General features: G+C 61.7%; 24 protein-coding genes and 1 riboswitch. Of the genes, 7 read left to right on the forward strand and 17 right to left on the reverse strand.

What is annotated here, in order from left to right; all coding sequences use genetic code 11:
* Positions 1–27: 27 nt before the first annotated feature.
* Complete coding sequence (locus GKKCFE_RS18610; protein WP_445576935.1) at positions 28–1,212, reverse strand: MFS transporter; 1,185 nt, start codon at positions 1,210–1,212, stop codon at positions 28–30.
* A 103-nt stretch (positions 1,213–1,315) separates the two neighbouring features.
* Here GKKCFE_RS18610 and GKKCFE_RS18615 point away from each other — a divergent pair, with 103 nt between their 5' ends.
* Complete coding sequence (locus GKKCFE_RS18615; protein WP_076383769.1) at positions 1,316–1,855, forward strand: TetR/AcrR family transcriptional regulator; 540 nt, start codon at positions 1,316–1,318, stop codon at positions 1,853–1,855.
* Positions 1,856–2,107: 252 nt separating this feature from the next.
* Positions 2,108–5,578 (forward strand): hybrid sensor histidine kinase/response regulator, encoded by a 3,471-nt coding sequence (locus GKKCFE_RS18620; protein WP_445576936.1) that lies wholly within the window; start codon positions 2,108–2,110, stop codon positions 5,576–5,578.
* Positions 5,579–5,636: 58 nt separating this feature from the next.
* Here the strand turns inward: GKKCFE_RS18620 and rmuC are convergent, their stop codons facing one another.
* Positions 5,637–7,019 (reverse strand): DNA recombination protein RmuC, encoded by a 1,383-nt coding sequence (gene rmuC / locus GKKCFE_RS18625; protein WP_445578056.1) that lies wholly within the window; start codon positions 7,017–7,019, stop codon positions 5,637–5,639.
* Positions 7,020–7,197: 178 nt separating this feature from the next.
* The gene (locus tag GKKCFE_RS18630; RefSeq protein WP_076383767.1) at positions 7,198–7,521 is read right to left on the reverse strand and encodes a hypothetical protein; all 324 of its coding nucleotides are present in this window, start codon (positions 7,519–7,521) and stop codon (positions 7,198–7,200) included.
* Between the two features lie 966 nt (positions 7,522–8,487).
* On the opposite strand from GKKCFE_RS18630, the gene GKKCFE_RS18635 reads away from it, so the two are divergent.
* The 3 genes from GKKCFE_RS18635 to GKKCFE_RS18645 all read left to right on the forward strand — a co-directional run bounded on the left by GKKCFE_RS18635 (position 8,488) and on the right by GKKCFE_RS18645 (position 10,891).
* Positions 8,488–8,712: a hypothetical protein gene (locus tag GKKCFE_RS18635; protein ID WP_007898912.1), complete on the forward strand. Its 225-nt coding sequence runs from the start codon at positions 8,488–8,490 to the stop codon at positions 8,710–8,712.
* A 277-nt stretch (positions 8,713–8,989) separates the two neighbouring features.
* Positions 8,990–9,472, forward strand: coding sequence for a hypothetical protein (locus GKKCFE_RS18640; RefSeq protein ID WP_173406659.1), 483 nt, complete (start codon positions 8,990–8,992; stop codon positions 9,470–9,472).
* 144 nt (positions 9,473–9,616) lie between these two features.
* Positions 9,617–10,891 (forward strand): OmpP1/FadL family transporter, encoded by a 1,275-nt coding sequence (locus GKKCFE_RS18645; protein ID WP_445576937.1) that lies wholly within the window; start codon positions 9,617–9,619, stop codon positions 10,889–10,891.
* A 90-nt stretch (positions 10,892–10,981) separates the two neighbouring features.
* Here GKKCFE_RS18645 and GKKCFE_RS18650 read toward each other — a convergent pair whose 3' ends face one another.
* The 13 genes from GKKCFE_RS18650 to cobO all read right to left on the reverse strand — a co-directional run bounded on the left by GKKCFE_RS18650 (position 10,982) and on the right by cobO (position 22,483).
* Positions 10,982–11,533: a glutathione peroxidase gene (locus GKKCFE_RS18650; protein ID WP_417695897.1), complete on the reverse strand. Its 552-nt coding sequence runs from the start codon at positions 11,531–11,533 to the stop codon at positions 10,982–10,984.
* Positions 11,534–11,716: 183 nt separating this feature from the next.
* Positions 11,717–12,925 (reverse strand): MFS transporter, encoded by a 1,209-nt coding sequence (locus tag GKKCFE_RS18655; protein WP_076383765.1) that lies wholly within the window; start codon positions 12,923–12,925, stop codon positions 11,717–11,719.
* Positions 12,926–12,977: 52 nt separating this feature from the next.
* Positions 12,978–13,382 (reverse strand): MarR family winged helix-turn-helix transcriptional regulator, encoded by a 405-nt coding sequence (locus GKKCFE_RS18660; protein WP_047228709.1) that lies wholly within the window; start codon positions 13,380–13,382, stop codon positions 12,978–12,980.
* Positions 13,383–13,467: 85 nt separating this feature from the next.
* Positions 13,468–14,205, reverse strand: a complete 738-nt coding sequence (locus GKKCFE_RS18665) for an adenosylcobinamide-GDP ribazoletransferase (protein WP_076383764.1) — start codon at positions 14,203–14,205, stop codon at positions 13,468–13,470.
* A 2-nt stretch (positions 14,206–14,207) separates the two neighbouring features.
* Positions 14,208–14,792 carry an alpha-ribazole phosphatase family protein gene (gene cobC / locus GKKCFE_RS18670; protein WP_445576938.1) on the reverse strand — a complete coding sequence of 195 codons (585 nt, stop codon included), beginning with the start codon at positions 14,790–14,792 and terminating at the stop codon, positions 14,208–14,210.
* Positions 14,789–15,844 carry a nicotinate-nucleotide--dimethylbenzimidazole phosphoribosyltransferase gene (gene cobT / locus GKKCFE_RS18675; RefSeq protein ID WP_445576939.1) on the reverse strand — a complete coding sequence of 352 codons (1,056 nt, stop codon included), beginning with the start codon at positions 15,842–15,844 and terminating at the stop codon, positions 14,789–14,791. The genes cobC and cobT overlap by 4 nt, the downstream gene beginning before the upstream one ends.
* A complete protein-coding gene (gene cobU / locus GKKCFE_RS18680; protein WP_188252294.1) occupies positions 15,841–16,362 on the reverse strand; it encodes a bifunctional adenosylcobinamide kinase/adenosylcobinamide-phosphate guanylyltransferase in 522 nt (173 codons plus the stop codon). Before cobU ends, cobT begins: the two co-directional genes overlap by 4 nt.
* A gap of 133 nt (positions 16,363–16,495) precedes the next feature.
* Positions 16,496–17,947, reverse strand: coding sequence for a cobyric acid synthase (locus GKKCFE_RS18685; protein ID WP_445576940.1), 1,452 nt, complete (start codon positions 17,945–17,947; stop codon positions 16,496–16,498).
* On the reverse strand, positions 17,944–18,936 hold the full coding sequence (gene cobD / locus GKKCFE_RS18690; protein ID WP_316912090.1) for a threonine-phosphate decarboxylase CobD: 993 nt from the start codon (positions 18,934–18,936) through the stop codon (positions 17,944–17,946). Before cobD ends, GKKCFE_RS18685 begins: the two co-directional genes overlap by 4 nt.
* A complete protein-coding gene (cbiB, locus tag GKKCFE_RS18695) occupies positions 18,929–19,837 on the reverse strand; it encodes an adenosylcobinamide-phosphate synthase CbiB (protein ID WP_076383759.1) in 909 nt (302 codons plus the stop codon). Before cbiB ends, cobD begins: the two co-directional genes overlap by 8 nt.
* The gene (bluB, locus tag GKKCFE_RS18700; protein WP_139049372.1) at positions 19,834–20,484 is read right to left on the reverse strand and encodes a 5,6-dimethylbenzimidazole synthase; all 651 of its coding nucleotides are present in this window, start codon (positions 20,482–20,484) and stop codon (positions 19,834–19,836) included. Before bluB ends, cbiB begins: the two co-directional genes overlap by 4 nt.
* Complete coding sequence (locus tag GKKCFE_RS18705; protein ID WP_445576941.1) at positions 20,481–21,875, reverse strand: cobyrinate a,c-diamide synthase; 1,395 nt, start codon at positions 21,873–21,875, stop codon at positions 20,481–20,483. Before GKKCFE_RS18705 ends, bluB begins: the two co-directional genes overlap by 4 nt.
* Complete coding sequence (gene cobO, locus GKKCFE_RS18710; RefSeq protein WP_047228719.1) at positions 21,872–22,483, reverse strand: cob(I)yrinic acid a,c-diamide adenosyltransferase; 612 nt, start codon at positions 22,481–22,483, stop codon at positions 21,872–21,874. The genes GKKCFE_RS18705 and cobO overlap by 4 nt, the downstream gene beginning before the upstream one ends.
* 78 nt (positions 22,484–22,561) lie before the next feature.
* Positions 22,562–22,799, reverse strand: a riboswitch (cobalamin riboswitch).
* A 159-nt stretch (positions 22,800–22,958) separates the two neighbouring features.
* On the opposite strand from cobO, the gene GKKCFE_RS18715 reads away from it, so the two are divergent.
* Positions 22,959–23,543 carry a hypothetical protein gene (locus GKKCFE_RS18715; RefSeq protein ID WP_047228720.1) on the forward strand — a complete coding sequence of 195 codons (585 nt, stop codon included), beginning with the start codon at positions 22,959–22,961 and terminating at the stop codon, positions 23,541–23,543.
* A 67-nt stretch (positions 23,544–23,610) separates the two neighbouring features.
* Positions 23,611–24,921: a PQQ-dependent sugar dehydrogenase gene (locus GKKCFE_RS18720; protein ID WP_047228721.1), complete on the forward strand. Its 1,311-nt coding sequence runs from the start codon at positions 23,611–23,613 to the stop codon at positions 24,919–24,921.
* Between the two features lie 100 nt (positions 24,922–25,021).
* Here the strand turns inward: GKKCFE_RS18720 and GKKCFE_RS18725 are convergent, their stop codons facing one another.
* On the reverse strand, positions 25,022–25,555 hold the full coding sequence (locus GKKCFE_RS18725; RefSeq protein ID WP_417695908.1) for a C40 family peptidase: 534 nt from the start codon (positions 25,553–25,555) through the stop codon (positions 25,022–25,024).
* Positions 25,556–25,636: the final 81 nt, after the last annotated feature.

A 25,636-nucleotide genomic window follows, 5' to 3' on the forward strand; every position in this document is an offset into this window, starting at 1 on the left:
CCCAAAGAAAACACACAGGCGCCAATGTTAACCCAAACCAGGCGCTGTTCGCGCCTGACGCGACAGCCCCAGCAAGGCAACGATCAACAGCACAATCAACACCGCGCCATAGCCATCGGTGGTCGGGATCAGCCCGTACACCCGGGTCAGGCTCCCCGCCAACAGTGACGGCAGGCTGAAGGCCAGGTAACTGAGGACATAAAACGCTGACATCAACCCGGCCCGCTCATGGGGCAAGGCCAACGGCATGATGCTGCGCAATGCTCCCAGAAAGCCCGCGCCGAAACCGCTGCCAGTGACCAGCGTGCCGACAAAGAACAACGGCAAGCTAGCAACGTCAACCGCGATCAATACCAGCACCAGACCGACCATCAACAGGCTGGCGGCCAGGCGCAGCATTTTGTCGGCCACCTGGTTGCGCAGCGTGTAGATACTCAACGCTCCGGTGAGCGTCAGCACCGCCACCAGCGCGCCGCCAATCAGGTTGGAAGTGGTTCCGGTTGCGGCCCGCACCAATGACGGCGCCAGTGACAAGTAGAAACCGCCCACCGCCCAGGCCACCAGGTTCAAGGGCAGTATCAGCCACAAGGCGCGCCGTGCCTGGATCGGCACATGCAAGGTGGGGCGCAAAGATCGCCAGGCACCCGGCTGCGGGCTGACGCTCTCGGCCAGAAACCAGAGGTAAATGGCCTGGATCAGGAACAATCCCAGCAGAATCCAGTACGTCAGTTGCAGGGGCAACGGCGCGAACTCGGCCAACATGCCGCAACCAAATGCTCCGCAAGCCATGCCCAGCAAGGGCGCGACGCTGGTGATCAGCGGACCTTGCCGACGATCGAAGTCCAGCAAGGCAGCGCCAAGCACACTGGTGGCCATGCCCGTCGCGAAGCCCTGAATCAACCGCGCACCGATCAACCAGGCGATACTGTCGGCGTTGATAAACAGCAGCATTGCCAGCATGTTGAGCAACAGCGCTACGAAAATCACCGGTTTGCGTCCCAGATAATCCGACAACGAACCCACGGTCAGCAACGCCGCCAACAGACTGAACGCGTAGACACCGAAAATCAGCGTCAGGACCCCAGGGGAAAATTGCATCTGTTCCTGGTAGAGGTGATACAGCGGGGTTGGCGCGCTGGACGCTGCGAGGAAACCGAGCAGGGTGATCGCCAGGAATATCAGACTGGCACGGGTCGAAGCTGGACGGGACATGGGCACACTCCACAAGGCGATCCACAAAAGCTAATTTTTTGCTTTTGCGGAGTGTGCTATCGACGCGCGCTTAAAGCAAATTCTTTGTGTTAAGGTCCGATCCATGGCTATTAAAGAAGGTTTACGTCCCGGCGGCAGAAGCGCCCGGGTACAAGAGTCGATTCATTCGGCGGTTCGCAGCCTGCTCCAGGAGCAGGACCGCGCCACCCTGACCGTGCCGCAGATCGCGGCCCGCGCAGGCGTAACCCCATCCACCATTTACCGGCGTTGGGGCGACCTGCCGGCATTGCTGGGCGACGTCGCGATTGCCCGCATGCGCCCGGACTGCGCACCGCTGGACACCGGCAGCCTGCGCGGGGATCTGCGCGCCTGGGCCGAACAGTACCTGGACGAAATGAGCTCCGAGCCCGGTCGCAACATGATGCGCGACATCCAGGCCTGCGCCACGCCGGGCTATTGCGTGGGAATCATCAGCGGCCAGTTGCAGACCATCCTGGATCGCTATCCCGACGAGCCAAACCCCGGGGTCGAGCGACTGATCAATGTGGTGGTCGCGCCGACGGTGTTTCGCATCCTCTTTGCCACCGCGCCGTTGGCGGTTGAGGAGTTGTATCGGTTGGTGGATATCGCGTTGGCCCAGTAATACCGCCATCGCGAGCAGGCTCGCCCCCACATTTGAGCAGTTGTGAATACAAAATCCATCTTCGCCGAAGATCCAGTGTGGGAGCGAGCCTGCTCGCGATGAGGCCGACCAGCACACCCCATGCCCCATTGCTGAGCGCAACCGGCGATACCTCGACACGCCTCGACCTTGGTCGACACTGACGAACCCGAGTGGGCATGCGAGACTGTTCTGCCGGGCACTGCCCCCGGGATCTTTCGTTCAGGAGCTTCCATGTCGTTGTCCAGCGGGCTGATTGCCGTTGTTGCCCTGGCCTATATGGCCATCCTGTTCGCCATCGCCTTCTACGGCGACCGGCGCAGCACACCGTTGCCCCCTCGGGTGCGGGCGTGGGTCTACAGCCTGTCGCTGGCGGTCTATTGCACCAGCTGGACATTTTTTGGCGCGGTGGGCCAGGCTGCCGAACAACTCTGGTCATTCCTGCCGATTTACCTCGGGCCGATCCTGTTGCTGGTGCTGGCACCGTGGGTCTTGCAGAAAATGGTGATGATCAGCAAGCAGGAAAACATCACCTCCATCGCTGACTTCATCGCCGCCCGCTATGGCAAATCCCAGTCCCTGGCGATTGTGATTGCCCTGATCTGCCTGGTGGGTGTGTTGCCGTACATTGCCTTGCAGCTCAAGGGCATCGTGCTCGGGGTGAACCTGCTCATCGGCGCCGGGGCCGACACCACGGGCACCCGCGCCCAGGACACGGCGCTGATCGTTTCACTGATCCTCGCGCTGTTCACCATCGTGTTCGGCACCCGCAACCTGGACGCCACCGAGCACCACCGAGGCATGGTATTGGCCATTGCCTTTGAATCGCTGGTCAAGCTGTTCGCCTTCCTTGCCGTTGGCGCCTTTGTCACGTACGGGCTCTACGACGGATTCGACGATCTGTTCAACCAGGCGATGCTCGCGCCGCGGCTGGAACAATACTGGAAAGAAACCATCAACTGGCCGTCCATGGTGGTGCAGACCGGGGTGGCGATGATGGCGATCATCTGCTTGCCGCGGCAGTTTCACGTGACCGTGGTCGAGAACATCGAGCCTCAGGACCTGCGCCTGGCCAAGTGGGTGTTCCCCGCCTACCTGGCCCTGGCGGCGTTGTTCGTGGTGCCCATCGCCCTCGCCGGGCAAATGATGCTGCCCGACTCGGTGCTGCCGGATTCATTCGTCATCAGCCTGCCGTTGGCCCAGGCCCACCCGGCGCTGGCGGTGCTTGCGTTCATTGGCGGCGCCTCGGCGGCCACCGGCATGGTCATCGTGGCGAGTGTCGCGCTCTCCACCATGGTGTCCAACGACATGCTGCTGCCTTGGCTGTTGCGCCGCAACAACGCCGAGCGGCCCTTTGAAGTGTTTCGCCAGTGGATGCTGTCGGTTCGCCGGGTGAGCATTGTGGTGATCCTGCTGCTGGCCTATGTCAGCTACCGCCTGCTGGGGTCGACGGCGAGCCTGGCGACCATCGGCCAGATCGCCTTCGCCGCCGTGACCCAACTGGCGCCTGCCATGCTCGGCGCGCTGTACTGGAAACAGGCCAACCGTCGCGGGGTGTTCGCCGGCCTCGCCATGGGGATTTTCCTGTGGTTCTACACCTTGGTGTTGCCGATCGCGGCCCACAGCCTGGGCTGGTCGCTGAACAGTTTCCCGGGGCTTGCGTGGCTGCATGGCAACCCCTTGAACCTGCCGATTTCACCGCTGACCCAAGGGGTCGTGTTATCCCTGGCCGGTAACTTCACCCTGTTTGCCTGGATCTCCGTGCTGTCGCGCACCCGCGTGTCGGAACACTGGCAGGCCGGACGCTTCATCGGCCAGGAAATCAGCGCCCGCCCCAACCCCCGCTCGATGCTGGCGGTGCACATAGATGACCTGTTGCAACTGGCCGCGCGCTTCGTTGGCGAAGAACGGGCGCGCCAGAGTTTCATTCGCTTTGCCTACCGCCAGGGCAAAGGCTTCAACCCGAACCAGAATGCCGACAGCGAATGGATCGCCCACACCGAACGGCTCCTGGCGGGTGTGCTGGGAGCTTCGTCGACGCGCGCAGTAGTAAAAGCCGCAATTGAAGGTCGGGAGATGCAGCTGGAGGATGTGGTCCGAATCGCAGATGAGGCTTCGGAAGTGCTGCAATTCAACCGTGCACTGCTGCAAGGTGCCATCGAAAACATCACCCAAGGCATCAGCGTGGTCGATCAGTCCCTCAGGCTGGTGGCCTGGAACCGCCGATACCTGGAGCTGTTCAACTATCCGGACGGTTTGATCAGTGTGGGTCGGCCCATCGCCGACATCATCCGCTACAACGCCGAGCGCGGCCTATGTGGGCCAGGCGAAGCAGAGGTCCATGTCGCTCGACGTCTGCACTGGATGCGCCAGGGCCGTGCACACACCTCTGAACGGCTGTTTCCCAATGGCCGGGTGATCGAGCTGATCGGCAACCCCATGCCCGGCGGCGGTTTTGTCATGAGCTTTACCGACATCACCGCTTTCCGCGAAGCCGAACAGGCCCTGACGGAAGCCAATGAAGGATTGGAACAACGGGTGGCGGAACGCACCCGGGAACTGTCGCAACTGAACATGGCCCTGACCGAAGCCAAAGGCACCGCCGAGTCGGCCTACCAATCCAAGACCCGGTTCCTGGCAGCAGTCAGTCATGACCTGATGCAGCCGCTCAACGCCGCACGCCTGTTCTCCGCAGCGCTGTCCCATCAGCACGACGCCTTGCCGAGCGAGGCCCGGCAACTGGTACACCACCTGGACAGTTCGCTGCGCTCGGCCGAAGACCTGATCACCGATCTGCTGGACATTTCCCGCCTGGAAAACGGCAAGATCAACCCTGACCGCAATCCATTTGCCCTCAACGAACTGTTCGACACCCTGGGCGCCGAGTTCAAGGTACTGGCCCAGGAACAAGGCCTCAAATTCCGGGTGCGAGGCTCACGGCTGCGGGTCGACAGCGACATCAAGTTGCTACGTCGTGTGTTGCAGAACTTCCTCACCAATGCCTTCCGCTATGCCAAAGGCCCGGTACTGCTGGGCGTTCGCCGTCGCAATGGCGAATTGTGCCTGGAGGTGTGGGATCGCGGCCCAGGCATCGCCGAAGACAAACTGCAGGTCATTTTCGAAGAATTCAAACGTCTCGACAGCCATCAGACCCGTGCGGAAAAAGGCCTGGGCCTGGGCCTGGCGATCGCCGACGGGCTGTGCCGCGTGCTGGGTCACACCTTGCGGGTGCGTTCCTGGCCGGGGCGCGGCAGTGTCTTCAGCGTCAGCGTACCGCTGGCCCAGGCGCAGACTGTCTTGCCCAAACCCGCTGCCGAACTCAACGGTCATTTACCAAAAGGCGCCCAGGTGCTGTGTGTCGATAACGAAGACAGCATTCTGATCGGCATGAACAGCCTGCTCACTCGCTGGGGCTGCCAGGTGTGGACGGCGCGCAACCGCCAGGAGTGCGAGCGTTTGCTCAGCGAGGGAGGCCGACCGCAACTGGCCCTGGTGGATTTTCACCTGGACAATGGAGAAACCGGAACCGAGCTGATGGCCTGGTTACGCAGCCGTATGGGTGAACCTATACCAGGCGTGGTGATCAGCGCCGATGGCCGCCCCGAGACGGTGGCGCAGGTGCATGCGGCGGGTCTGGACTACTTGGCCAAACCGGTGAAACCGGCCGCATTGAGGGCGTTGTTGAGTCGGCATTTGCCGTTGTAGAGAATCGATTTCCCACTGTCAGGCACACACTGCCTGGCATCAAGCCCAGGTTTTTACATCAAGCCTGAGGCTTTTCGGTCTCTTCAGGCAGTTCGGGCAGCCCATCGACATCGGCCATTGCCCGTTCGAGCAGTTCGGCTGGCAGGCTTTTGCTGGCCCGGGCGCCGAGCAATTTGAGTTGTTCGCTGCGGCTGATCAGGTTGCCGCGCCCCTCTGTGAGTTTGTTGCGCGCAGCACTGTAGGCTTTGTCCAGTTGCTGCAAACGGCTGCCTATTTCGTCCAGGTCCTGAATGAACAGTACGAACTTGTCGTACAGCCACCCTGCCCGCTCGGCGATTTCCCGGGCGTTCTGACTCTGGCGCTCCTGTTTCCACAAACTGTCGATCACCCGCAACGTCGCCAATAGCGTCGTCGGGCTGACGATCACGATGTTGCGGTCGAAGGCTTCCTGGAACAGGTTCGGTTCGGCTTGCAGCGCGGCAGAAAATGCGGCCTCGATCGGTACGAACAACAACACGAAATCCAGGCTGTGCAAACCATCCAGGCGCTTGTAATCCTTGCCGGCCAGACCTTTGACGTGGGCCCGCAAAGACACCACGTGCTGCTTGAGAGCGAGTTGGCCGATGCTGTCGTCCTCGGCGGCCACGTATTGTTGATAGGCCGTAAGACTGACCTTGGAATCCACCACCACCTGCTTGTCGCCGGGCAGGTAAATCAGCACGTCCGGCTGGAACCGTTCGCCGTCCGGGCCCTTGAGGCTGACCTGGGTCTGATACTCGCGGCCCTTCTCCAGGCCGGCGTGCTCAAGCACCCGCTCCAGAATCAGTTCACCCCAGTTACCCTGGGTCTTCTGGCCTTTGAGGGCACGGGTCAGATTGGTCGCTTCATCGCTCAGGCGCAGGTTCAGCTGTTGCAGCCGTTCCAACTCCTTGCCCAGGGAGAAGCGTTCCCGCGCCTCGGCTTGATAGCTTTCCTCGACACGTTTTTCAAAGGATTGGATGCGCTCCTTCAGCGGATCGAGCAACTGCCCCAAGCGCTGCTGGCTGGTTTCCGCGAAGCGTTGCTCACGTTCATCGAAGATTTTTCCTGCCAGTTCGGCGAACTGTGCCCGCAACTCGTCTCGCGAACCTTGCAGGTCGTCCAGACGTTGCTGATGACTCTCCTGTTGCTCACGCAGTTCGGCATGCAACGAAGCCGCCTGGGCATCGAGACGCCGCAGTTCCGCTTCTTTTCCGGCACGCTCCAAGTTCCAGGCGTGGGCTGCGTCTCGGGCATTGTCGCGTTCGATCTGCAACAACTCGACTTCGCGACAAGCGGCGGCAAGCTCGGCTTGCCGGGCGGCGTTGGCCTGGCCCAAGTCGCTGATTTCATCGCGGCACGCATCGAGCTGGGCGTTCAAGCCGTCGTGGGCCATGTGGGCGGTGGCCAGACGCTCCTCCATTAACGCGAGTTCGGTTTGCGCGGCGTTGGCCTGGCGTTGCAGGTGCCAGGCCAGGGCGAGCAACGGCACCGCAGCACCCGCCAGGCCAAACAACAGGCTGGTCAAATCCATAGCCATGACAATTCCCGCCGATGAAATAAAGCCCGCAGGTTAACCAAGCGGCCAGGGGATGCCCAGCTCAGTCTTCGATTTCACCCAGCGCCTGGCGCGCACGATGATCCCCGGCCCTGGCAGCCTGACGCAGCAGATCCTGGCCGATACGGCGATCGCGCGCGTTCCCGCACTCACGGCACATCAGCTGACCGAGGCGACTTTGCGCAGCTACCACGCCTTCCCGGGCTGGTTGCTTGAGTAAACGGCCGGCCAAGTGTTTGACACTGGTGTTTTCCCCAAGGCGCGGGCTGTCGAGCAGCCATTCGGCCACGCGCATCGAAATGCGTTTGGGTGGGGTAACACCGGCGGGTGTGGAGGTAACAGGATTTGATACTGAGCGAAACTTCATAAAGCACTGTGGGACAGATCAGGAAGGCGCGCCACTCTACTCCTTTTTTCGCACGGGTAAAGTCGAAAAAATCCGGCACGCCCGTGCTAGAGCAAGCGCTTGGGACAATCCACAGAAGCTGTGGATAACTCAGTGGACAACCCCCCCTGAAGTCGCCGTAAGCCCTGTGGAACGGGGCCTGCGCTCAAACTGACGATTTTTTCACCAGTAAAAAAAAGCGATGTTTTTCATTGACTTAAATTTTGGATACAGGCACCCACCCCAGATTGTTTCCACATGACAATACGGTGACAACCACCGCATCGAGTGTGCACAAGTAACACGTGAAATGGTTATATGGTTGCGCCGTTTTGGCTCATTTGCGCGGTAAAACCTGGGGATAACCTGACGACGTGCGGGCCGTTGTCCGTCGGCTAAGCGCAAAACCATTGATCGGTTCCTGTGCTATGGCCGATCACCTATGGGCAAACAAACGATCAGGCAGCGGCCAAGCAGGATCTTTTTTTCCCATCGTCCTTCCCTTCGACCACTCGATCCGTTACTATCCGCGGCGTTAGTACCAAGCTGAAAGTCAATTCCGGGTCGAATACATCTCCACGGTCAGCCTTCTTCAAGAGAAGCCTCACCGACAAAAAGAGACCGACCCCCTCGATGGTTTCCAGGTAATTCTTGCGTCAACACTGCCTTTGATCGATTGCAAAGGATGTTGCCAGACTCGTTACTCTGACCGAACCAGCCTGCAAAATTGATCAGGATCTTCACCCCGGGCCCAGAACCTTTGCCCTTGATGTGTTGCCTGCCCTCCTAAGTACCTACCTGCCAGCCCAAGCGCGCACTTTATATAGCGCTCAAACTGGCTGCTTTGTTCCAGTCGGGTTCTTCGTTCGACCAATGGTGGTCGACGTTACTGGAACGTTTTAACGTTGCACGGTTCTTAACCGTGTCATTTGTAGGAACACCCATAACATGTCGACTCAAATCCATACACAGGATGCCATCCGCACCCTAACCAACGCTTTTGCCCCAATGAACTGCCTGATCATGGCCGCTCGCAAAGGCTGCTTCAGCTTCACGCTGGTCAACGAACATGGCATCGCCCGTCACAGCGAACGCCTGTACCCCGATCAGTACTCCAGCGCAGAACCGCTGCAGGCCGTGATCGAGCGTACCCGTCAGGCACTGGTTGCCTGATACGCCGCAAAGGCTGAAACCCTAAGGCCCCGCCCCAAAAGCGGGGTTTTTTATTGCCCAGAATTTCTCGATAAAGCGCAACGGCTTAAGCACCGGGGGATATAACGGTTATAACCGTTCGGCGAAGATGTTTTAAAAACAGTCCTTTACAGCGGGAATATGACACTACACTTCAAGTCAAGCGGCATGATCCGCTTCCGGCGGAGCCTGAACCGAACCACTGCTGCCAAGCCCACACCCATTTCAGGCTCTGCCCCTTTCACGTTTCGAGGGTTTTATGGGTATCGCTGCCAGCGAACTGTGTCGATATGTGATCCGCCCGACGCTCCTGTACCTGGAGCGCCACAGTGCAACGGCGGAATCCTTGTTGCTGGGGATTGCCGCCAGCCAGTCCGCCCTGGGATCAGCCCTGCATGACCGTCGCGGGCACGGCCTGTACCGCATTCCCGAACCCCGCCACCGGGCGCTCTGGGACCATTACCTGGCTCTGGATCCGGAACGAGCCAGCCTGGTTCGGGGCCTGGCCAGCCAGCACGCCTTTCTCAGCGGCCCGCACCTGGAATTGACCGTCAATCTGCGTTACGCCACCGCCATTGCCTGGCTTTTGGTGGAGGAACAGAACCTCGCGCTTCCTGACGCCGATGACCTGTTAGGCATGGCCCGGATCTGGCGCCAGACATTTCACCCTCAAGGGCGCCTGCGGGATTTCACCTGCGCCTGGCAAAGTTGTGTTTCGCCGCTGAATCAGGTCGCCTGCTAAGGTCAGATCTGGAAAGTTCCTACAACAGCCGCGAATTTGGTCTGATTGTCCTACAAAACCGCTCTAAATCAAGCCATACAGCCTATAGCGCTTAAACGAAAATGTTGGTAATTTTCGCCCCGGTGATCACCTGGAGTTCTAACAATGAAAAAAATGATGCTCAAAACCACCCTTGGCCTTGCCGTTACCTTGGCATCCACGCAGATTTTCGCCAGTGGCTTTGCCTTGAACGAACAAAGCATCAGTGGCATGGGCACCGGTTTCGCTGGGCGTTCTTCCTCTGCCGATGATGCAAGCACTGTGTTTGGCAACCCGGCCGGCATGTCGCGCCTCAAGCGCCAGCAAGTTACGGGCGGTATGGCCGCTATCGACGCGTCCACCGACATCAACGACGCCAGCGGTAGCCAATCGGGCACCAACAAGGGCGACATGGTGCCGTTCACTGCCGTTCCGATGGGCTATTACGTCAAGCCTATCGATGATCAATGGGCTTTCGGCCTGGGTGTCTACGCACCGTTCGGCCTGATCACCGATTACGAAAATGGCTTCCAGGGCCGGAGTTTCGGCAGCAAGAGCGAAGTGAAGGTCGTCACGTTCCAGCCTACCGTCAGCTATGCCTTCAACGACAAGGTATCGATCGGTTTCGGCCCAACCATCAACCGTATTTCCGGCGCCCTGGAATCGAGACTGGGCGTACCAGGCCTGCCCGAGGCTGGCGTGGAAATCAAGGGTGACGACATTGGCTACGGCTACAACATCGGCGTGCTGGTCCAAGCAACCGACACCACTCGTGTCGGCCTGACCTATCATTCCAAGGTCAAGTACAAGCTCGAAGGCCACACTGAAGTGAGCCCGGGCGCCGGCACACCTGCCTTCCTACTCAACAACGGTCGCTACGACGCTTCGCTGGACATCACCACGCCTGAGTCGGTGGACTTTTCGGTCACCCAACAAATCAATGATGCCTGGACCGTCTACGCCGGCAGCACATGGACGCGTTGGAGCCGCCTGAAAGAAATCACCGTGGAAAACGAAGGCACCAGCACTGGCGGCGGTTTATTGAACCCTGCTCTCGGTACCATCACCGAAGAGCAAAACTGGCATGACACCTGGGCCTACGCCATCGGTACCTCCTACCAGTTGAACAAGCAGTGGGTACTGCGTACCGGCCTGACCTTCGACCAGTCGCCGACCAACAACCAGGACCGCTCGCCACGCATTCCGACCGGCGACCGGACCATCTTCAGCGTCGGTGCCGGCTGGAGCCCGACAGAAGACCTGACCATCGACGTGGCTTATTCCTACCTCAAGGAAGAAAAAGTCAAAGTCGGCGGCAGCAATGCGCTAGGCCAGTCCTACAACGCTGAATACGAAAACAGCGCAAACGGCTTCGGTGTCGGTGCAACCTACCGCTTCTGATGATTCACGGCGAGCCTGAACCCCTCGCCATCTGAAGCGTAAAAAAGCCCCGCGCTCTGCAAAGAGGCGGGGCTTTTTCGTGACTGGCGATCAGGGTCGGGACGCGATGGCCGCTTCTACCGCCTTGATGAATTCAGGATCGTCGGGTTTGGTCCGACTGGAGAAGCTGGCGACGACTTTACCCTGGCGGTCCACGACATACTTATAGAAATTCCATTTCGGTGCCCCGGACTGTTCGGCCAGATGCCTGAACAACGGGATGGCGTCCGCGCCGCGTACCGGTTGGGGCTCGGTCATGGTGAAGGTCACGCCATAATTGACGTAGCAGACCTTGGCCGTCTCTTCGCCGTCCTTGGATTCCTGTTTGAAGTCATTGGACGGTACCCCCAGCACTTGCAGACCGTCACCTTTATAGCGCTGGTTGAGTGCCTCCAGACCTTTGAACTGCGGGGCGAAACCGCAGAAGCTGGCAGTGTTGACCACCACCAGCGGCTGGCCGGCGAAACGCTGGCACAGATCGATGTTTTCCTTGGCCCGCAACTTGGGCAGCGAGCCCTCCAGCATGGGTGGGCAGTCAGCGGCCCATGCGTGCCCGGTCAAAGCCAGCAGCAGAGCGGGTACAGCAAGCCTGCGCATCAGCATGTCGCAATCTCCTTGAAAGCACGTCAGACCCCGACGTTACTCCCCCCTACCCGACGCCGTCCACCGCTCAGCAGGTGCCCATACCCAGTTGCATCAACGCCAGCCCGCCCTGATGCCACCCCCACCAGGCGACCACCAGCAGCAGGCCGGCACCGGCAGCAATCAACCACGGGCCTACGCGGCTCATGCCGCACCTGCCTGAACTTGCAGCCGCGCCACCGGACGCTCACGCACTGGCCAGTTCAACGCCGCCGCCAGCAGACTGAGCAGGATCGACACCTGCCAGATCAAGTCATAACTGCCAGTTCGGTCGTACACCACCCCACCCAGCCAGCCCCCCAGGAACGAACCTAACTGGTGAAACAGGAACACGATCCCACCCAACATTGAGAGATTTCGTACACCAAACAACGTCGCTACCGTGCCGTTGGTCAAAGGCACCGTCGACAGCCACAAAAAGCCCATCGCCATCCCGAACAGGTAAGCCGTGGTAGTCGTCACCGGCAACCACAGGAACAAGCCAATCACCACCGCCCGCAACAGGTACAACCCGGTCAGCAAGCGCGGCTTGGACATCCGACCGCCCAACCAGCCTGCGGTGTAGGTGCCGAAGATATTGAACAGGCCGACCAGGGCCAGCACGGTCGTGCCGACGCTGGCCGCCAGGTGCTGGTCCACCAGATAGGCCGGCAAATGCACGCCAATGAATACCACTTGGAACCCACAGACAAAAAAGCCAACCGCCAGCAGCCAGAAGCCGGAGTGGCTGCAGGCCTCGCGCAGCGCTTCGGACAAGGTTTGCTCATGACCGGTCAGCGGCGCAGGGGTGTCCTTGAGCATGCTCACCAGCGGCACGATCAGCGCCACCAGCAGCCCCAGCGCCAACAGCGCGGCAGACCAGCCGAGCCAGCCAATCAGCCCCAGCGTGCCCGGCAACATGGCGAATTGGCCGAAGGAGCCGGCAGCGCTGGCGATCCCCATGCCCATGCTGCGTTTTTCCGGCGGCACAGCACGCCCGACCACGCCGAGGATCACCGAAAACGACGTGCCGGACAGACCGATACCAATCAACAGACCCGCGCTCAATGAAAGCGACCATGGCGAGTCGGCCATGCCCATGAAGACCAGACCGAGGGCATACAGCACGCCACCGATGAGCACGACTTTCGCGGCACCGAAGCGGTCGGCCAGCGCCCCGGTAAAAGGTTGCGCCAAGCCCCAGATCAAGTTCTGCAAGGCAATGGCGAAGGCAAACACCTCACGACCCCAGCCAAACTCGGCGCTCATCGGCGCCAGAAACAGCCCGAAGCCATGCCGTACACCCAGGGACAACGCCAGGATCAGCGCGCCGCCCACCAGAACCCAACCACAGGTACGCCACATCGATGTCATTATTATTCTCCGGTCACGGGTATATACCCGCTTATCTTCGAACGAACCGGCTTCACGCCAGTTCATCCAGCAAGGCCAGCAACGTTGCGCGCTTTTCGGCGCCCAGCTTATCGATCAATCGTTGTTGCGCCGCTTCCCAGGCCGGCAACGCCGCCGCCAGCCGGGCATGCCCGGCTTCAGTGAGTTCGACAATGCGATTGCGCAAGTCTTCACCTTCGGCCAGCGCCACCAGCCCCTCACCTTCCAGTACCCGCAGGTTGCGCCCCAGGGTGCTGCGGTCCAGGCCCATGGCCTCGGCCAGGGAAGAGATACTCGGTTGGTCCAGGCGCGCCAGGTTGCTCAGCAAGGAATACTGGGCGACGTTGATCCCGAAGCCGTCGAGGGCGCCGTCGTAATACCTGCTGACGCCCCGAGCGGCGCGACGCAGGTTGATGCACAAACATTGGGAGGCAAGCATAGTGCGTGTATATACCCGCGATTAAGTGAATGCAAATTTTAATTCAGGAAATTTCAAACTGAATCCCCAGCCAGACAGGTAGCGCTCAATTCCAGATCAGCACCAGCCCCACCAACACCACCATTTCAAGCAGCTCCAGCAAGGCGCCTGCCGTATCCCCGGTACACCCTCCCAGCCTGCGCAACATCATCTGGCGCAACCCGATAAATACCGCCACGGCGATGACTAGCGCCGTTACCCCAACCCAGCCCGCCACCAACACGCCCCCCAGCGCACAGGCCAGCAATACCTGCCAGCCGCTGTGGCGCGGCAGATGGTCGGCGAGCGCCTGCCCTAACCCGCCGGCACGCACGTATGGGGTGGTCAGGAATAACCCCAGCAACGCGCCACGCCCCAACACCGGCACGATGATCAATGCCAGGGTTTGTCGCTGCTCGATCAGCGCCAGCAATGCGGCGAATTTGAGCAGCAGCACCAACACCAGCGTAATCACCGCAATCGGTCCGCTGCGAGGGTCTTTCATGATCAGCAGCGTACGCTCGCGATCGCCAAAACCGCCGAGCCAGGCATCCGCGCTGTCGGCCAGCCCGTCCAGGTGCAGGCCGCCGCTAAGCAGCACCCAAGCGGTGAGCAACAGGGCTCCATGGAGCAGCAGCGGCGTGCCAAGCAACAGGGCATCAAGCCCCCACAACAAGCCTCCGAACAACAGACCTACCAGCGGATAAAACAGCAACGAACGCCCCAACTGCGCAGGCTCGGGCATGCCCGGCAAGCGAACCGGCAGGCTGCTCAGGAACTGCAAGGCGATCCAGAACGCCAGCATCTTCAGCCCTCTTCCTTCAACACCGAACCAGGCGACACCCGAAGAGAAAACAGCGCGCCATGAGCCACTTCTACATTGAGCAACTGCTCCCGAGGCAGACCACGGGCTCGCGCCAGCAGCAAGCGCATCACCCCGCCATGGCTGACCAGCAATACGCGCTGCCCTGCATACGCGATCCTCAGGCGTTCAACCGCCGCCAGGACTCGCTTCGAAAACTCCAGCACCGGCTCGCCGTCTGGCGGAGTGAATGCGTAGGGATCGGCCCAAAAGCGGCCCAGCGCCTCGGCGTCGGTGTCCATCAACGCCGCCGCGCTGCAGCCTTCCCAGGCGCCGAAATGCAGCTCCTGCAGATCCTTGTCCAGGTGCACCGGCACATCGAGCTGGACGCCGAGTTGTTCAGTGAAACGGGCGCAACGCTGCAACGGCGAACTCACCAGCCGATCCCAGGGCCCGCCCGCCGCGACCGCCGCGACCGCCGCGCGCATCTGCTCCCAGCCCCTGTCCGTCAAGGCATCGTCGAGGCTGCCACGCAGCCCGCCGCCCAGTTCGGTCTCGCCGTGGCGCAGCAGGTCCAGGTGCAAAGTCATGCCGGGCGATCCGCCACAGCCGCTTCGGCAAACGTCGCCATCTGCCCGTGAAGATCACACGCCAGGCGCAACAGTGGCACCGCCAACGCCGCACCACTGCCCTCACCCAGGCGCAGGCCCAGGTCAATGAGCGGCTCAGCGCCGAGGGTTTCCAGAACGTGCCGATGCCCCGGCTCGGCACCGCGATGGCCGAACAACAGCCATTGCCTGCATTGAGGATTGAGACGCACCGCCACCAGTGCTGCGACGCTGCAGATGAAACCATCCACCAGCACCGCAACGCCCTGCTGGGCGCAGGCCAGATACGCGCCAGCCAACGCGGCGATTTCAAACCCGCCCAGGTTGAACAGTGTTTGCAGTGGATCGTTACGCTGTGCACCGTGCAACGCCAGGGCGCGCTCGATGACTTGAGCCTTGCGGCTGACACCCGCGGCGTCCAGCCCGGTGCCCGGCCCGACCAGGTGAGTCACCGGGCAGTCAAGCAAGGCACAGGCCAGGGCACTGGCCGCCGTGGTGTTGCCGATGCCCATTTCGCCGCCGATGAACAGCTGCGTTCCGGAGGCGACAGCACGCAGCACACTGTCACGTCCGGCCAGCAATGCCTGCTCGCCTTGGGTCACGGTCATCGCCGGCCCCTGCACGAAATTCGCGGTACCTGGCCCCACGTTCAGATGCCGCACACCGGGTAGCGCCAGCGAAGGCGTCACAGTGCCCAGGTCAACCACTTCCAACGAGGCGCCCAGTTGCCGCGCCAATACACTGATCGCCGCGCCGCCGCTGACGAAATTGAGGAGCATCTGCCCGGTGACTTCCTGGGGATAGGCCGATACGCCTTCGGCCACCACACCATGATCACCTGCGAAAATTGCGATCCAGAGTTGATCCAGGCTCGGCTTGACCTGCCCTTGCAAACCCGCCAGTTGCACCGCCACTGCCTCGAGTCGCCCCAGGGAACCGGCCGGTTTGGTCAGTTGTTGCTGACGGACCGCGGCCTGCTCCAGGGCCTGGGTGTCGAGGGGCTTGCACGGGTCCAGCCACCAGCGATGATTCATAACGCAGTACCTTTGAGAGTCAGGGGCAAGCCGGCAACGGTCAGCACGACGCGCTGGCAACGTTCGGCCAAAGCTTGATGCAGCCAACCGGCTTCATCGACATAACGGCGAGTCAACTCGCCCAGCGGCACGACACCCATTCCGGTCTCGTTGCTGACAAAAATGATTTCGCCCGGCAGCGCGCCAACGCACTCCAGCAAAGCGTCACGCTCGGCCGTCAACTGCTCGAGGTTGTCGAGCATCAGCAGATTGGTCAGCCACAGGGTCAGGCAATCCACCAACAGGCAGTGCCCTGAACCTGCGTTATCGCGCAGCACCCGCGCCAGGGCCAACGGCTCCTCCACCAGCGCCCATTCGGCCGGACGGCGAGCGCGGTGTTGGGCGACCCGTTCGTTCATCTCGCCATCCAGAGGTTGGCTGGTGGCGATGTAGGTGACGGGCAACCGGCTGTCTGTGGCGAGCTTTTCGGCCAGGCGACTCTTACCGGAGCGGGCGCCGCCGAGGATCAGTTGCAGCATGTTTTTTACCTTTCAAATTGGCGGTGTTGCTGCCGGCTTCATCGCGAGCAGGCTCGCTCCCACAGTGGTTGTGCGATGCACACAAGTCCCTTGTGGGAGCGAGCCTGCTCGCGATGAGGCCAGTGCAGCCACCCTAGATCCCACACAGCTCACGCAACAGCCCGGTATCCAAATGCCGCTCCACCAGATCCGCCAACCGCTCGATGTCCCGCTCGCGCAACCCGTGGTAGTCCACCGCCTGCACATTCTGCAACCCGGCCCAACGCAGCAAGGCGCTGCTGGCCGCCGGTGACTCGAACAGCCCATGCAGATAGGTGCCGAAAATCTGCCCATCCAGACTCTGGGCGCCATCACAGCGACCGTCATCCAACTGCACCGCCGGGTTCTCCAATGCCGGGCCTGAGGTTACACCGGCATGGATCTCATACCCGCTGACCTCGGCCTCTTCCAGGGCCAGTCGACCGCGCACATTGCGCAACTGCTTCTCGTGTTCCAGGGTCGTTTCGAAAGCCAGCAAGCCCAGCCCGGTGCTGGAGCCTGCGCCCCCTTCCAGCCCCAGCGGATCGTGGACCTGCTGGCCGAGCATCTGCAAACCGCCGCAGATGCCTAGCAACTTGCCTCCATAACGCAGGTGACGATGGATGGCCGTCTCCCAACCGTTGGCGCGCAGGTAGGCCAGGTCACTGCGCACGCTCTTTGAACCCGGCAGGATGATCAAGTCAGCCGCGGGAATGGGCTGGCCTGGGCCGATGAATTGCAGATCGACCTGCGGATGCAGGCGCAGCGGATCGAAATCGGTGTGGTTGCTGATGCGCGGCAATACCGGCACCACTACCTTGAGCACCTGCTCGGCCTTGTCGGCCTGCCGTTGATCGAGACCGTCCTCGGCTTCCAGATGCAGGTCCATCACGTACGGCAACACGCCAATCACCGGTTTGCCGGTGCGCGCCTCAAGCCAGTCCAGGCCCGGTTGCAGCAGGGCGATGTCGCCGCGAAAACGGTTGATGATGAAGCCCTTGACCCGCGCCTGTTCGCTGGGCGAAAGCAGCTCCAGGGTACCCACAAGGTGGGCGAAGACGCCGCCGCGATTGATATCGGCAATCAGCAGCACCGGACAGTCCACCGCCTCGGCAAAGCCCATGTTGGCAATGTCACCGGCGCGCAGATTGATCTCCGCCGGGGAACCCGCGCCCTCCACCATCACCACCGGATACGCCGCGCTCAAACGTTCGTGGGAGGCCAGCACCGCTTGCATCGCGATGGCTTTGTAATCGTGATAGGCCACGGCATTCATGGTGGTGACGGCGCGGCCATGGATAATGACCTGGGCGCCGGTGTCGCTGTTGGGCTTGAGCAGCACCGGGTTCATGTCGGTATGCGGTTGGAGACCGGCCGCCTGGGCCTGCACGGCCTGGGCACGGCCGATTTCACCGCCATCGGCCGTTACCGCGCTGTTGAGTGCCATGTTCTGTGGTTTGAACGGCACCACGCTCACCCCCTGACGCCTGACCCAGCGGCACAACGCCGTGACGAGAGTGCTTTTGCCGGCATCGGACGTGGTGCCCTGCACCATTACAGTGGTCATTGGATGTCCTTGGCGTAGGCCTCGAAAGCTTGCTCGAGGCGCAGGAATTCACCGTCATCGGCCGGCAACCCGAAGCGCAGGCTGCTGGTATGGGTAAACAAGCGCAGAAGAATGCCGCGCTGGGCCATGAAATCGTAAAGTGCCTGGGCGTGTTCAGCGACCAGCCATTGGAACAACCCACAGCCGCCCTGAGGCTTGAAGCCGTGGCGTTCGAGCGTCAGCGCCAAGCGCTGACTGGTGTCTTCGCAGCGTTGGCGCTGGCGGGCCTGGGCGTCGGTGTCCAGCAGGCACGCCTGGCCCACCACCCGGGTCGGCCCGCTGACGGCCCACGGCCCGACTTGTTCGGCGAGCAACTTGAGCAAGTGGCGCTCGGCCAATACAAATCCCAGGCGAGCCCCGGCCAGGCCAAAAAACTTGCCGAACGAACGCAGCACGATCAATCCGACCTGATGGGCATGGGCGGCCAGGCTCAGTTGTGGCGTGACATCCATGAACGCTTCATCCACCACCAGCCAGCCACCGCGCTGGGCCAATCGGGCATGCCAGTCCAGCAAGCGCTCGGGGCTCAACAGCAAGCCCGTGGGGTTGTTGGGGTTGACCACCACCAGCACGTCAAGGCTGTCGAGGAAGAAGTCCACCTCCGGCTCCAGCACTTCACGCACGATGTAACCACTGCGGCGCCAGGCTTCGGCGTGTTCGGCGTAACAGGGTGAGAGGACGCCGACCTTGCCGGCCCGACGCAGGCGCGGCAAGAGTTGGATGGCCATCTGCGAACCCGCCACCGGCAGCACATGCATGGCGCCGTAATAATCGCAGGCGGCCTGTTCCAACCCGTCATCGGTCTCAGGCAGGCGTGCCCAGGCCCGCGGTGCAATCGCCGGCACGTCGAACGGCCAGGGCGCCAGGCCGCTGGACAGATCCAGCCAGTGCGCCTCGGCAATCGCGTATTGCCGGGCCGCGTTGCGCAGGCGCCCACCGTGCTCAAGCATAAAACTCAGCTCCCAGGCAGAGAATCAGCAACCACAACCATACGCCACGCTGGACCAGTTGCCAGCCGCGATCAATGGCGTCGGCGTTCGCCGGCGCGCCTTCGCCCAAGGGTGGACGTTGATGCAATTGGCCGTGATACACCGCCGCGCCACCCAGTTCGACCCCCAGCGCACCCGCGCCGGCGGCCATCACGGGCCCGGCATTGGGACTGTCCCAGGTCGGGCCCTGGGTGCGCCAGCACTTGAGCGCCAGGCGGGTTTTTCCAAGCACGGCGTAAGTCAGCGCCACCAGGCGCGCCGGAATGTAGTTGAGCCCATCATCGATCTTGGCCGCCGCCCAGCCGAAACGCTCAAAGCGCTCGTTGCGATAGCCCCACATGGCGTCGAGGGTATTGCTCAGGCGGTACAACACCACACCTGGCGCGCCCGCGACGGCGAACCAGAACAGCGCGGCGAATACCGCGTCGCTGCCGTTCTCCAGCACCGACTCAGTGGCGGCACGGGCAACGGCAGTCTCATCCAGTTCGGCGGTTTCACGACTGACCAAGTAGCCGACCCGCCGGCGCGCTTCGTCCAGATCTCCACCGCGCAGAGCCCGGGCTACCGGCTCGACATGCTCCCCGAGACTGCGCAGGCCAAGGGCAAGGTACAGTGCCAGGATTTCCACCAGCCAGCCCACCAACGGCGCCCAGGACAGCGCCGTCGCGAGCAGGGTCAACGGCACCACGGCGATGATCCACGCCGTCACGCCATGGCTGCGCCAGCCACGCCCGCCGGAGTTGAAACGCTGTTCGATACGATCGGCAAAGCGACCGAACGCCACCAGCGGATGCCAGCGTCGGGGTTCGCCCAACAGCGCATCCAGCGCCACCGCGGCAGCACTGAGCAACGCCACACTCATGGGCTTACTCCCCAATGGTTTTCGTAGAGCAATTCATCCAGCGCACGCGGCTGCGCCCAGCCTTCCAAGGCAAGCATCGGTGCCGGGTAAAACCCCTCGACCGGCCCCAGGCACAATATTGCCAGCGGTTTGGCGCCGGCGGGCAGGCCCAACAGCTCGGCCAGGGCCTGGGGCTCGAACAGCGAAACCCAGCCCATCCCCAGCCCTTCGGCGCGAGAGGCCAGCCACAGATTCTGGATCGCGCAGGACAGCGAGGCCAGGTCCATTTCCGGCAGGGTTCGTCGACCGAAGACATAGCGCTCGCGATCATCCATCAACGCCGCCACCAGCACTTCGGCGCAGTCGTTGAGGCCTTCGACCTTGAGCTTCATGAATTCATCGCTGCGCTCACCCAGGGCCTCGGCGGTGCGGATGCGTTCCTGTTCCACCAGTTGACGGATTTGCCCACGCAAGGCGCGGTCGCTGATGCGAATGAACCGCCACGGCTGCATCAGACCCACACTGGGGGCTTGATGCGCGGCTTCCAGCAGGCGGCGCAGCAACGCTGGCTCAACGGTGCCGCCGGTGAAGTGGCGCATGTCGCGGCGTTCGGCGATGGCCCGGTAGACGGCATCGCGTTCGGCCTGAGAGAAAGCGGTGTCTGTCATGGCCGCTTCGCGAGCAGGCTCGCTCCCACAGGGGTCAGGTGATCGGAGGTGGGAGCGAGCCTGTTTGCGATAGCGGCCTCAGGATCAGGTGCAAACAGCGCGGCAATCGCCCTTGGATTCGACGGAAAATAGAAGTGCACATAGGAAGCCGTCATCCGACCCTGCCGGAAAACCGCCTCCGCGCCACGCCCGCCATTGGGACTATGACCTCGGGCAATCGGCTCCAGCCCGGTGCTGGTGAGGGAATGATGATAGGTATGCCCGCGCAAAGTGCCCTCCGGCAACTCCACCGATTGCAGCGCCAGGGCCGCCAGACGCTTTTGCATCTGCGCGTCACCGGCCAGCAACCCAAGCAGCTCGGCACGGGTGCCGTCCACATCCGTCAACGAGTCCAACAGATAAAGCATGCCGCCGCATTCAGCCAGCAAGGGTTTGCCTGCTTGATGGTGCGCGCGGATCGCCGCCAGCATCGGGGCGTTTTGCGCCAGCGCCACATGGTGCAATTCCGGATAGCCACCGGGCAGATACAGGCTGTCCGCCTCCGGCAGTTCGCTGTCATGAATAGGTGAAAAGAAGCTCAGTTGCGCCCCCATCGCTCGCAACAAATCAAGGCTGGCGCCATAGGTGAAGGCGAACGCTTCATCCCGGGCCACGGCGATGCGCACACCTTCCAGCCACGGCTGCGCGGCAATCACCGCTGGCGCGACGAACTCCACAGCCGGCGGCAACGCCACTTCACAACTGCCAGCCAAGGCATCGGCGGCGGCGTCGAGGCGCAGGTCCAGATCATTCAATTCACTGGCCTGGACCAACCCAAGGTGGCGACTTGGCAACTCGATACCGGTTTCCCGTGACAGGGCGCCGTACCAGCGCAGGCCTTCGGTCAGGCTGCCTTCGAGCAACTGCGCATGACGCAAGGTGCCGACACGATTGGCCAGTACCCCGGCGAAAGGCAAGTCCGGCTGATACCGCGCCAGGCCCAGGGCCAGGGCACCGAAGGTCTGGGCCATGGCCGTGCCATCGATCACCGCCAGCACCGGCACGCCGAAGTGCCGGGCCAGATCGGCACTCGATGGCGTGCCATCGAACAGCCCCATCACCCCTTCGATCAGAATCAAGTCGGCTTCGGCAGCAGCTTCCCACAACAATCGACGACTCTCCTGCTCGCCGACCATCCACATGTCCAGTTGGTAGACCGGCGCGCCGCTGGCCCGCTCCAGGATCATCGGGTCGAGGAAATCAGGCCCGCACTTGAAGACCCGCACCCTGCGCCCCTGCTTACGGTGCAAGCGGGCCAGGGCGGCGGTGACCGTGGTTTTGCCCTGCCCGGAAGCAGGAGCGGCGATCAGCACCGCCGGGCAGTGACGACTCGCCAAGGGAACATCGCTCACAGTTCGACGCCCTTCTGCGCCTTGATACCCGCCTGGAACGCGTGCTTGATCATGCCCATTTCGGTGACGGTGTCGGCCAGTTCAATCAATTCCGGCTTGGCGCCGCGACCGGTCACCACCACATGCTGCATCGGCGGACGGGCCTGCAAGTCGCTCAACACCTGGTCCAGGTCAAGGTAACCGTGCTTGAGGGCAATGTTGAGTTCATCGAGCACCACCAGGCCTATGGACGGGTCGCTCAACAATTGACGCGAAACTGCCCAGGCCGCTTCAGCCGCGGCGATGTCGCGCTGGCGATCCTGGGTTTCCCAAGTGAAGCCTTCGCCCATGACATGAAAGCGCACCTGCTCCGGGAAGCGACGGAAAAACAGCTCTTCACCGGTGCTGTTACGCCCCTTGATGAACTGCACCACGCCGCATTGCATGCCATGGCCCATGGACCGGGCCAGCATGCCGAACGCAGAGCTGCTCTTGCCCTTGCCGTTGCCGGTCAGCACCAGCAGCAGGCCACATTCGTTTGGCGAGTTGGCGATGCGCTCGTCGATCACGGCTTTCTTGCGCAGCATGCGCGCCAGGTGGCGTTCGTCGCGATCGGGGGTGTGGGTCATGGGAGCTCTCCGTTGGGATTGGATAACGGCGGGCGGGCACAAAAAAGACGGCAACAAGCCTGGCATCGCCCACCGTGATGCCGTTGGATGAATCAGGCCGGTCTCCGGGCTCATGAGCGGCGTGATGCCGGGCTGCGCGCCTTCCCATGTCGTACGGACACAGTGGCTGGTGGCCTGTGTAGTGCCAGGCGCAGCGTTGACTCATTTACCGTTGCGGGGGCAGCGCCGGGTTCGTATGCACTCACCGGCTTCCCTGTTTCACTCTGTCGACCCAACGATCGCCCGGTCACAGAGCACCTGAAACAAGCCGCGAAGGTTAGAGGGTTGGGGGTGGAGCGTCAATTAAAGCCGGCACAGGTTCAACAGCGGACATTGGCCCTGATCAATAAAATGACGCCAATCTTGTGCCATGCTGCGGCAAGTGATATCAAATAGGCATCACGACCCGATATCACAATAACAAGAGGGCAAAAGCATGCAAGGCATGATCATCAGCAATCCAAAACTGGAATTCCTGCGCCCGGTGCTGGAACGCTGGTTTGACTGTATCGACCGTTACAACGCCGTGCGCGGCGATAACGACACACCTTACTGGTTCGATGAAAAAGCCAATCTTGGCTTGCTCTCGGCCGCAGCCTGGATGGCCGAGATGGTCACGCTGCAGAACACCCCCACTCGCAAACAGAATGAAGAAGGCGAACGCAACGTCAGCGCCGATCTGTTCATCGCCGGCACCGAGGAGCGTGCTTTCATCCAGGCCACTCAACGCTGGCCGAAGGTCAAGAACCTCAATCTCACCCAGCCGCTGCTCGACATCACCAGCGACGCCAAACGTATCAGCTATTCCAGTGACCTGCGATTGGGCTGCCTGTTCGTCGCACCGCAAAAGGCCCAGCAGAGCGCCACGCCGGAAGAACTGCAGGACATGATCGATGAACTGCAGAAGGAAAATACCTGCGCCGTGGCCTGGTACTTCCCTTATGCCTATCGCAAGTTGCGCAATGAGGCCGGGCAGTATCATCCGGGCATCGCCGTGCTGTTCAAGCAGGCCCACGGCTGACCGGTTGAACCATCGCGGGTCTAAGCTTCTCTATGAATAACCACCATGCACTCATAGGGAAGCCCGCATGCTCAAGCCACCACACCTTCTGATCGTCGCATTGGCCGCAGGGCTTGTTGCTTGCGGCGAGTCCTCCACACTTCAGGTTTCCGACGGCACTGGCCCCTCGCCAAAACTGCCGGAACCGAACAAGACCCTGATCCCCACCGTCAACATTGCCGAGGCTATCGGCTGGCCGGATGGCGCCAAACCTACCCCGGCCCAGGGCCTGCAAGTGGGCGCATTCGCCGAAGGGCTGGATCATCCACGCTGGCTCTACGTGCTACCCAACGGTGACGTGCTGGTGGCAGAAACCAACGCACCGCCCAAACCGGACGACTCCAAAGGCATTCGTGGCTGGGTCATGGAGAAAGTCATGGGCCGCGCCGGTGCGGGGGTGCCCAGCCCCAATCGCATTACCCTGTTGCGTGATGCCAATCATGACGGCATCGCCGAAACCCGTACGGTCTTTCTGGAAAACCTCAATTCACCGTTCGGCATGACACTGGTGGGCAATGATCTGTACGTGGCCGACACCGACCGACTGATTCGCTTCCCTTATAAAGAGGGCGATACGCAAATCAAGGCGCAGCCGACCAAGGTCGTCGACCTGCCGGGTGGCACGCTCAATCACCACTGGACCAAAAACGTGATCGCCAGCCAGGACGGCAGCAAGCTGTACGTCACTACCGGTTCGAACAGCAATGTCGGGGAAAACGGCATGGAGGCCGAGGAAGGCCGCGCGGCCATCTGGGAAGTGGACCGTGCCAGCGGCAATCACCGCATCTTCGCCTCGGGCCTGCGCAACCCCAACGGCCTGGCCTGGGAGCCGCGCAGTGGCGCGCTATGGACCGCGGTGAATGAGCGCGATGAGATCGGCAGCGACCTGGTGCCGGACTACATCACTTCAGTCAAGGACGGCGCCTTCTATGGCTGGCCCTACAGCTATTACGGGCAGCACGTCGATAAGCGGGTCGAGCCACAAAAACCGGAACTGGTGGCCAAGGCCATCGCCCCGGATTACGCCGTCGGCCCCCACACCGCGTCACTGGGCCTGACGTTCGCCGAAGGCAGCACCTTGCCAGCGCCGTTTACCGAAGGGGCTTTCATCGGGCAGCACGGCTCATGGAACCGTAAACCCCACAGCGGCTATAAAGTGATTTTCGTCCCCTTCAACGCCGGCAAGCCGGTGGGGCAACCGGTGGATGTGCTGACCGGTTTCCTGAATGCAGATGAAAAAGCCCAAGGCCGACCAGTGGGTGTGGTGATCGACAAACAGGGCGGGCTGTTGGTGGCAGATGATGTGGGGAACAAGATTTGGCGGGTTTGGGCTAAATAACCGCTGAAGAAGCTGACCTGAACACTGGAACCTGTGGCGAGGGATTGTTCTCTCGCCACAAGAGCTCTGCTGAGCCGGCGCAAAAAGCGAACTTGAATCGTCAGGGATTACGCGCCAGATGCGCCGGTTGCAGCACACGCTTGGCACTCAGATAGGCTTTCTGCCAATAAGCCTTGGACAGGCTATCGAGCTTGACCGTACCCCCGGTCGCTGGTGCATGGACGAAACGCCCCTCCCCGACATAGATCCCGGCATGGCTGACCTGAGAGCCACCGTTGGTGGCGAAGAAAATCAAATCACCGGTCTGCAATGCGTCCTTATCGACACTCTGGGCGCGCATGCCAATCATCTCGCGGGTGGAGCGCGGCAGCGAGATACCGGCCGCATCGCGATACACATAGCCGATCAGGCCACTGCAATCAAAGCCTGAATCCGGCGTATTGCCGCCCCACCGATAGGGTGTCCCCACCAACCCCAGCGCCCGGAACAGCACGTCTTCGGCAACCGGGGAAAAGCTTTGCGCGGGAGCGAATACCACCGGAGCCCGCACTGGCGCAGGTGGCGGGGTACGGCTGGCGCAAGCGCTGAGCAGCGCGGCAAGGAGCATGAGAGCGAGGCGGGCCGACGTCGACATATGCAGAACAATCCTGATCTGGATGCGGCTTTTCTGCCGTGGGCATGAAAACAAAGCCGCCTGCGGAGTACGCAGGCGGAT

The sequence above is a fragment of the Pseudomonas sp. E141 genome (assembly GCF_052659885.1).

Excerpts from the sequence above, each read along its gene's own strand:
- GKKCFE_RS18655 (WP_076383765.1), bottom strand. The coding sequence starts at position 12,925 with ATGACATCGATGTGGCGTACCTGTGGTTGGGTTCTGGTGGGCGGCGCG.
- GKKCFE_RS18715 (WP_047228720.1), top strand. The coding sequence starts at position 22,959 with ATGCAAGGCATGATCATCAGCAATCCAAAACTGGAATTCCTGCGCCCG.
- cobU (WP_188252294.1), bottom strand. The coding sequence starts at position 16,362 with ATGCTGCAACTGATCCTCGGCGGCGCCCGCTCCGGTAAGAGTCGCCTG.
- cbiB (WP_076383759.1), bottom strand. The coding sequence starts at position 19,837 with ATGAGTGTGGCGTTGCTCAGTGCTGCCGCGGTGGCGCTGGATGCGCTG.
- GKKCFE_RS18635 (WP_007898912.1), top strand. The coding sequence starts at position 8,488 with ATGTCGACTCAAATCCATACACAGGATGCCATCCGCACCCTAACCAAC.
- GKKCFE_RS18620 (WP_445576936.1), top strand. The coding sequence starts at position 2,108 with ATGTCGTTGTCCAGCGGGCTGATTGCCGTTGTTGCCCTGGCCTATATG.
- GKKCFE_RS18720 (WP_047228721.1), top strand. The coding sequence starts at position 23,611 with ATGCTCAAGCCACCACACCTTCTGATCGTCGCATTGGCCGCAGGGCTT.
- GKKCFE_RS18660 (WP_047228709.1), bottom strand. The coding sequence starts at position 13,382 with ATGCTTGCCTCCCAATGTTTGTGCATCAACCTGCGTCGCGCCGCTCGG.
- rmuC (WP_445578056.1), bottom strand. The coding sequence starts at position 7,019 with ATGGAGGAGCGTCTGGCCACCGCCCACATGGCCCACGACGGCTTGAAC.
- GKKCFE_RS18645 (WP_445576937.1), top strand. The coding sequence starts at position 9,617 with ATGAAAAAAATGATGCTCAAAACCACCCTTGGCCTTGCCGTTACCTTG.
- GKKCFE_RS18615 (WP_076383769.1), top strand. The coding sequence starts at position 1,316 with ATGGCTATTAAAGAAGGTTTACGTCCCGGCGGCAGAAGCGCCCGGGTA.
- GKKCFE_RS18630 (WP_076383767.1), bottom strand. The coding sequence starts at position 7,521 with ATGAAGTTTCGCTCAGTATCAAATCCTGTTACCTCCACACCCGCCGGT.
- GKKCFE_RS18685 (WP_445576940.1), bottom strand. The coding sequence starts at position 17,947 with ATGACCACTGTAATGGTGCAGGGCACCACGTCCGATGCCGGCAAAAGC.
- GKKCFE_RS18650 (WP_417695897.1), bottom strand. The coding sequence starts at position 11,533 with ATGCTGATGCGCAGGCTTGCTGTACCCGCTCTGCTGCTGGCTTTGACC.
- cobC (WP_445576938.1), bottom strand. The coding sequence starts at position 14,792 with ATGACTTTGCACCTGGACCTGCTGCGCCACGGCGAGACCGAACTGGGC.
- GKKCFE_RS18665 (WP_076383764.1), bottom strand. The coding sequence starts at position 14,205 with ATGCTGGCGTTCTGGATCGCCTTGCAGTTCCTGAGCAGCCTGCCGGTT.
- GKKCFE_RS18640 (WP_173406659.1), top strand. The coding sequence starts at position 8,990 with ATGGGTATCGCTGCCAGCGAACTGTGTCGATATGTGATCCGCCCGACG.
- cobO (WP_047228719.1), bottom strand. The coding sequence starts at position 22,483 with ATGACCCACACCCCCGATCGCGACGAACGCCACCTGGCGCGCATGCTG.
- cobD (WP_316912090.1), bottom strand. The coding sequence starts at position 18,936 with ATGCTTGAGCACGGTGGGCGCCTGCGCAACGCGGCCCGGCAATACGCG.
- GKKCFE_RS18725 (WP_417695908.1), bottom strand. The coding sequence starts at position 25,555 with ATGTCGACGTCGGCCCGCCTCGCTCTCATGCTCCTTGCCGCGCTGCTC.
- bluB (WP_139049372.1), bottom strand. The coding sequence starts at position 20,484 with ATGACAGACACCGCTTTCTCTCAGGCCGAACGCGATGCCGTCTACCGG.
- cobT (WP_445576939.1), bottom strand. The coding sequence starts at position 15,844 with ATGAATCATCGCTGGTGGCTGGACCCGTGCAAGCCCCTCGACACCCAG.
- GKKCFE_RS18610 (WP_445576935.1), bottom strand. The coding sequence starts at position 1,212 with ATGTCCCGTCCAGCTTCGACCCGTGCCAGTCTGATATTCCTGGCGATC.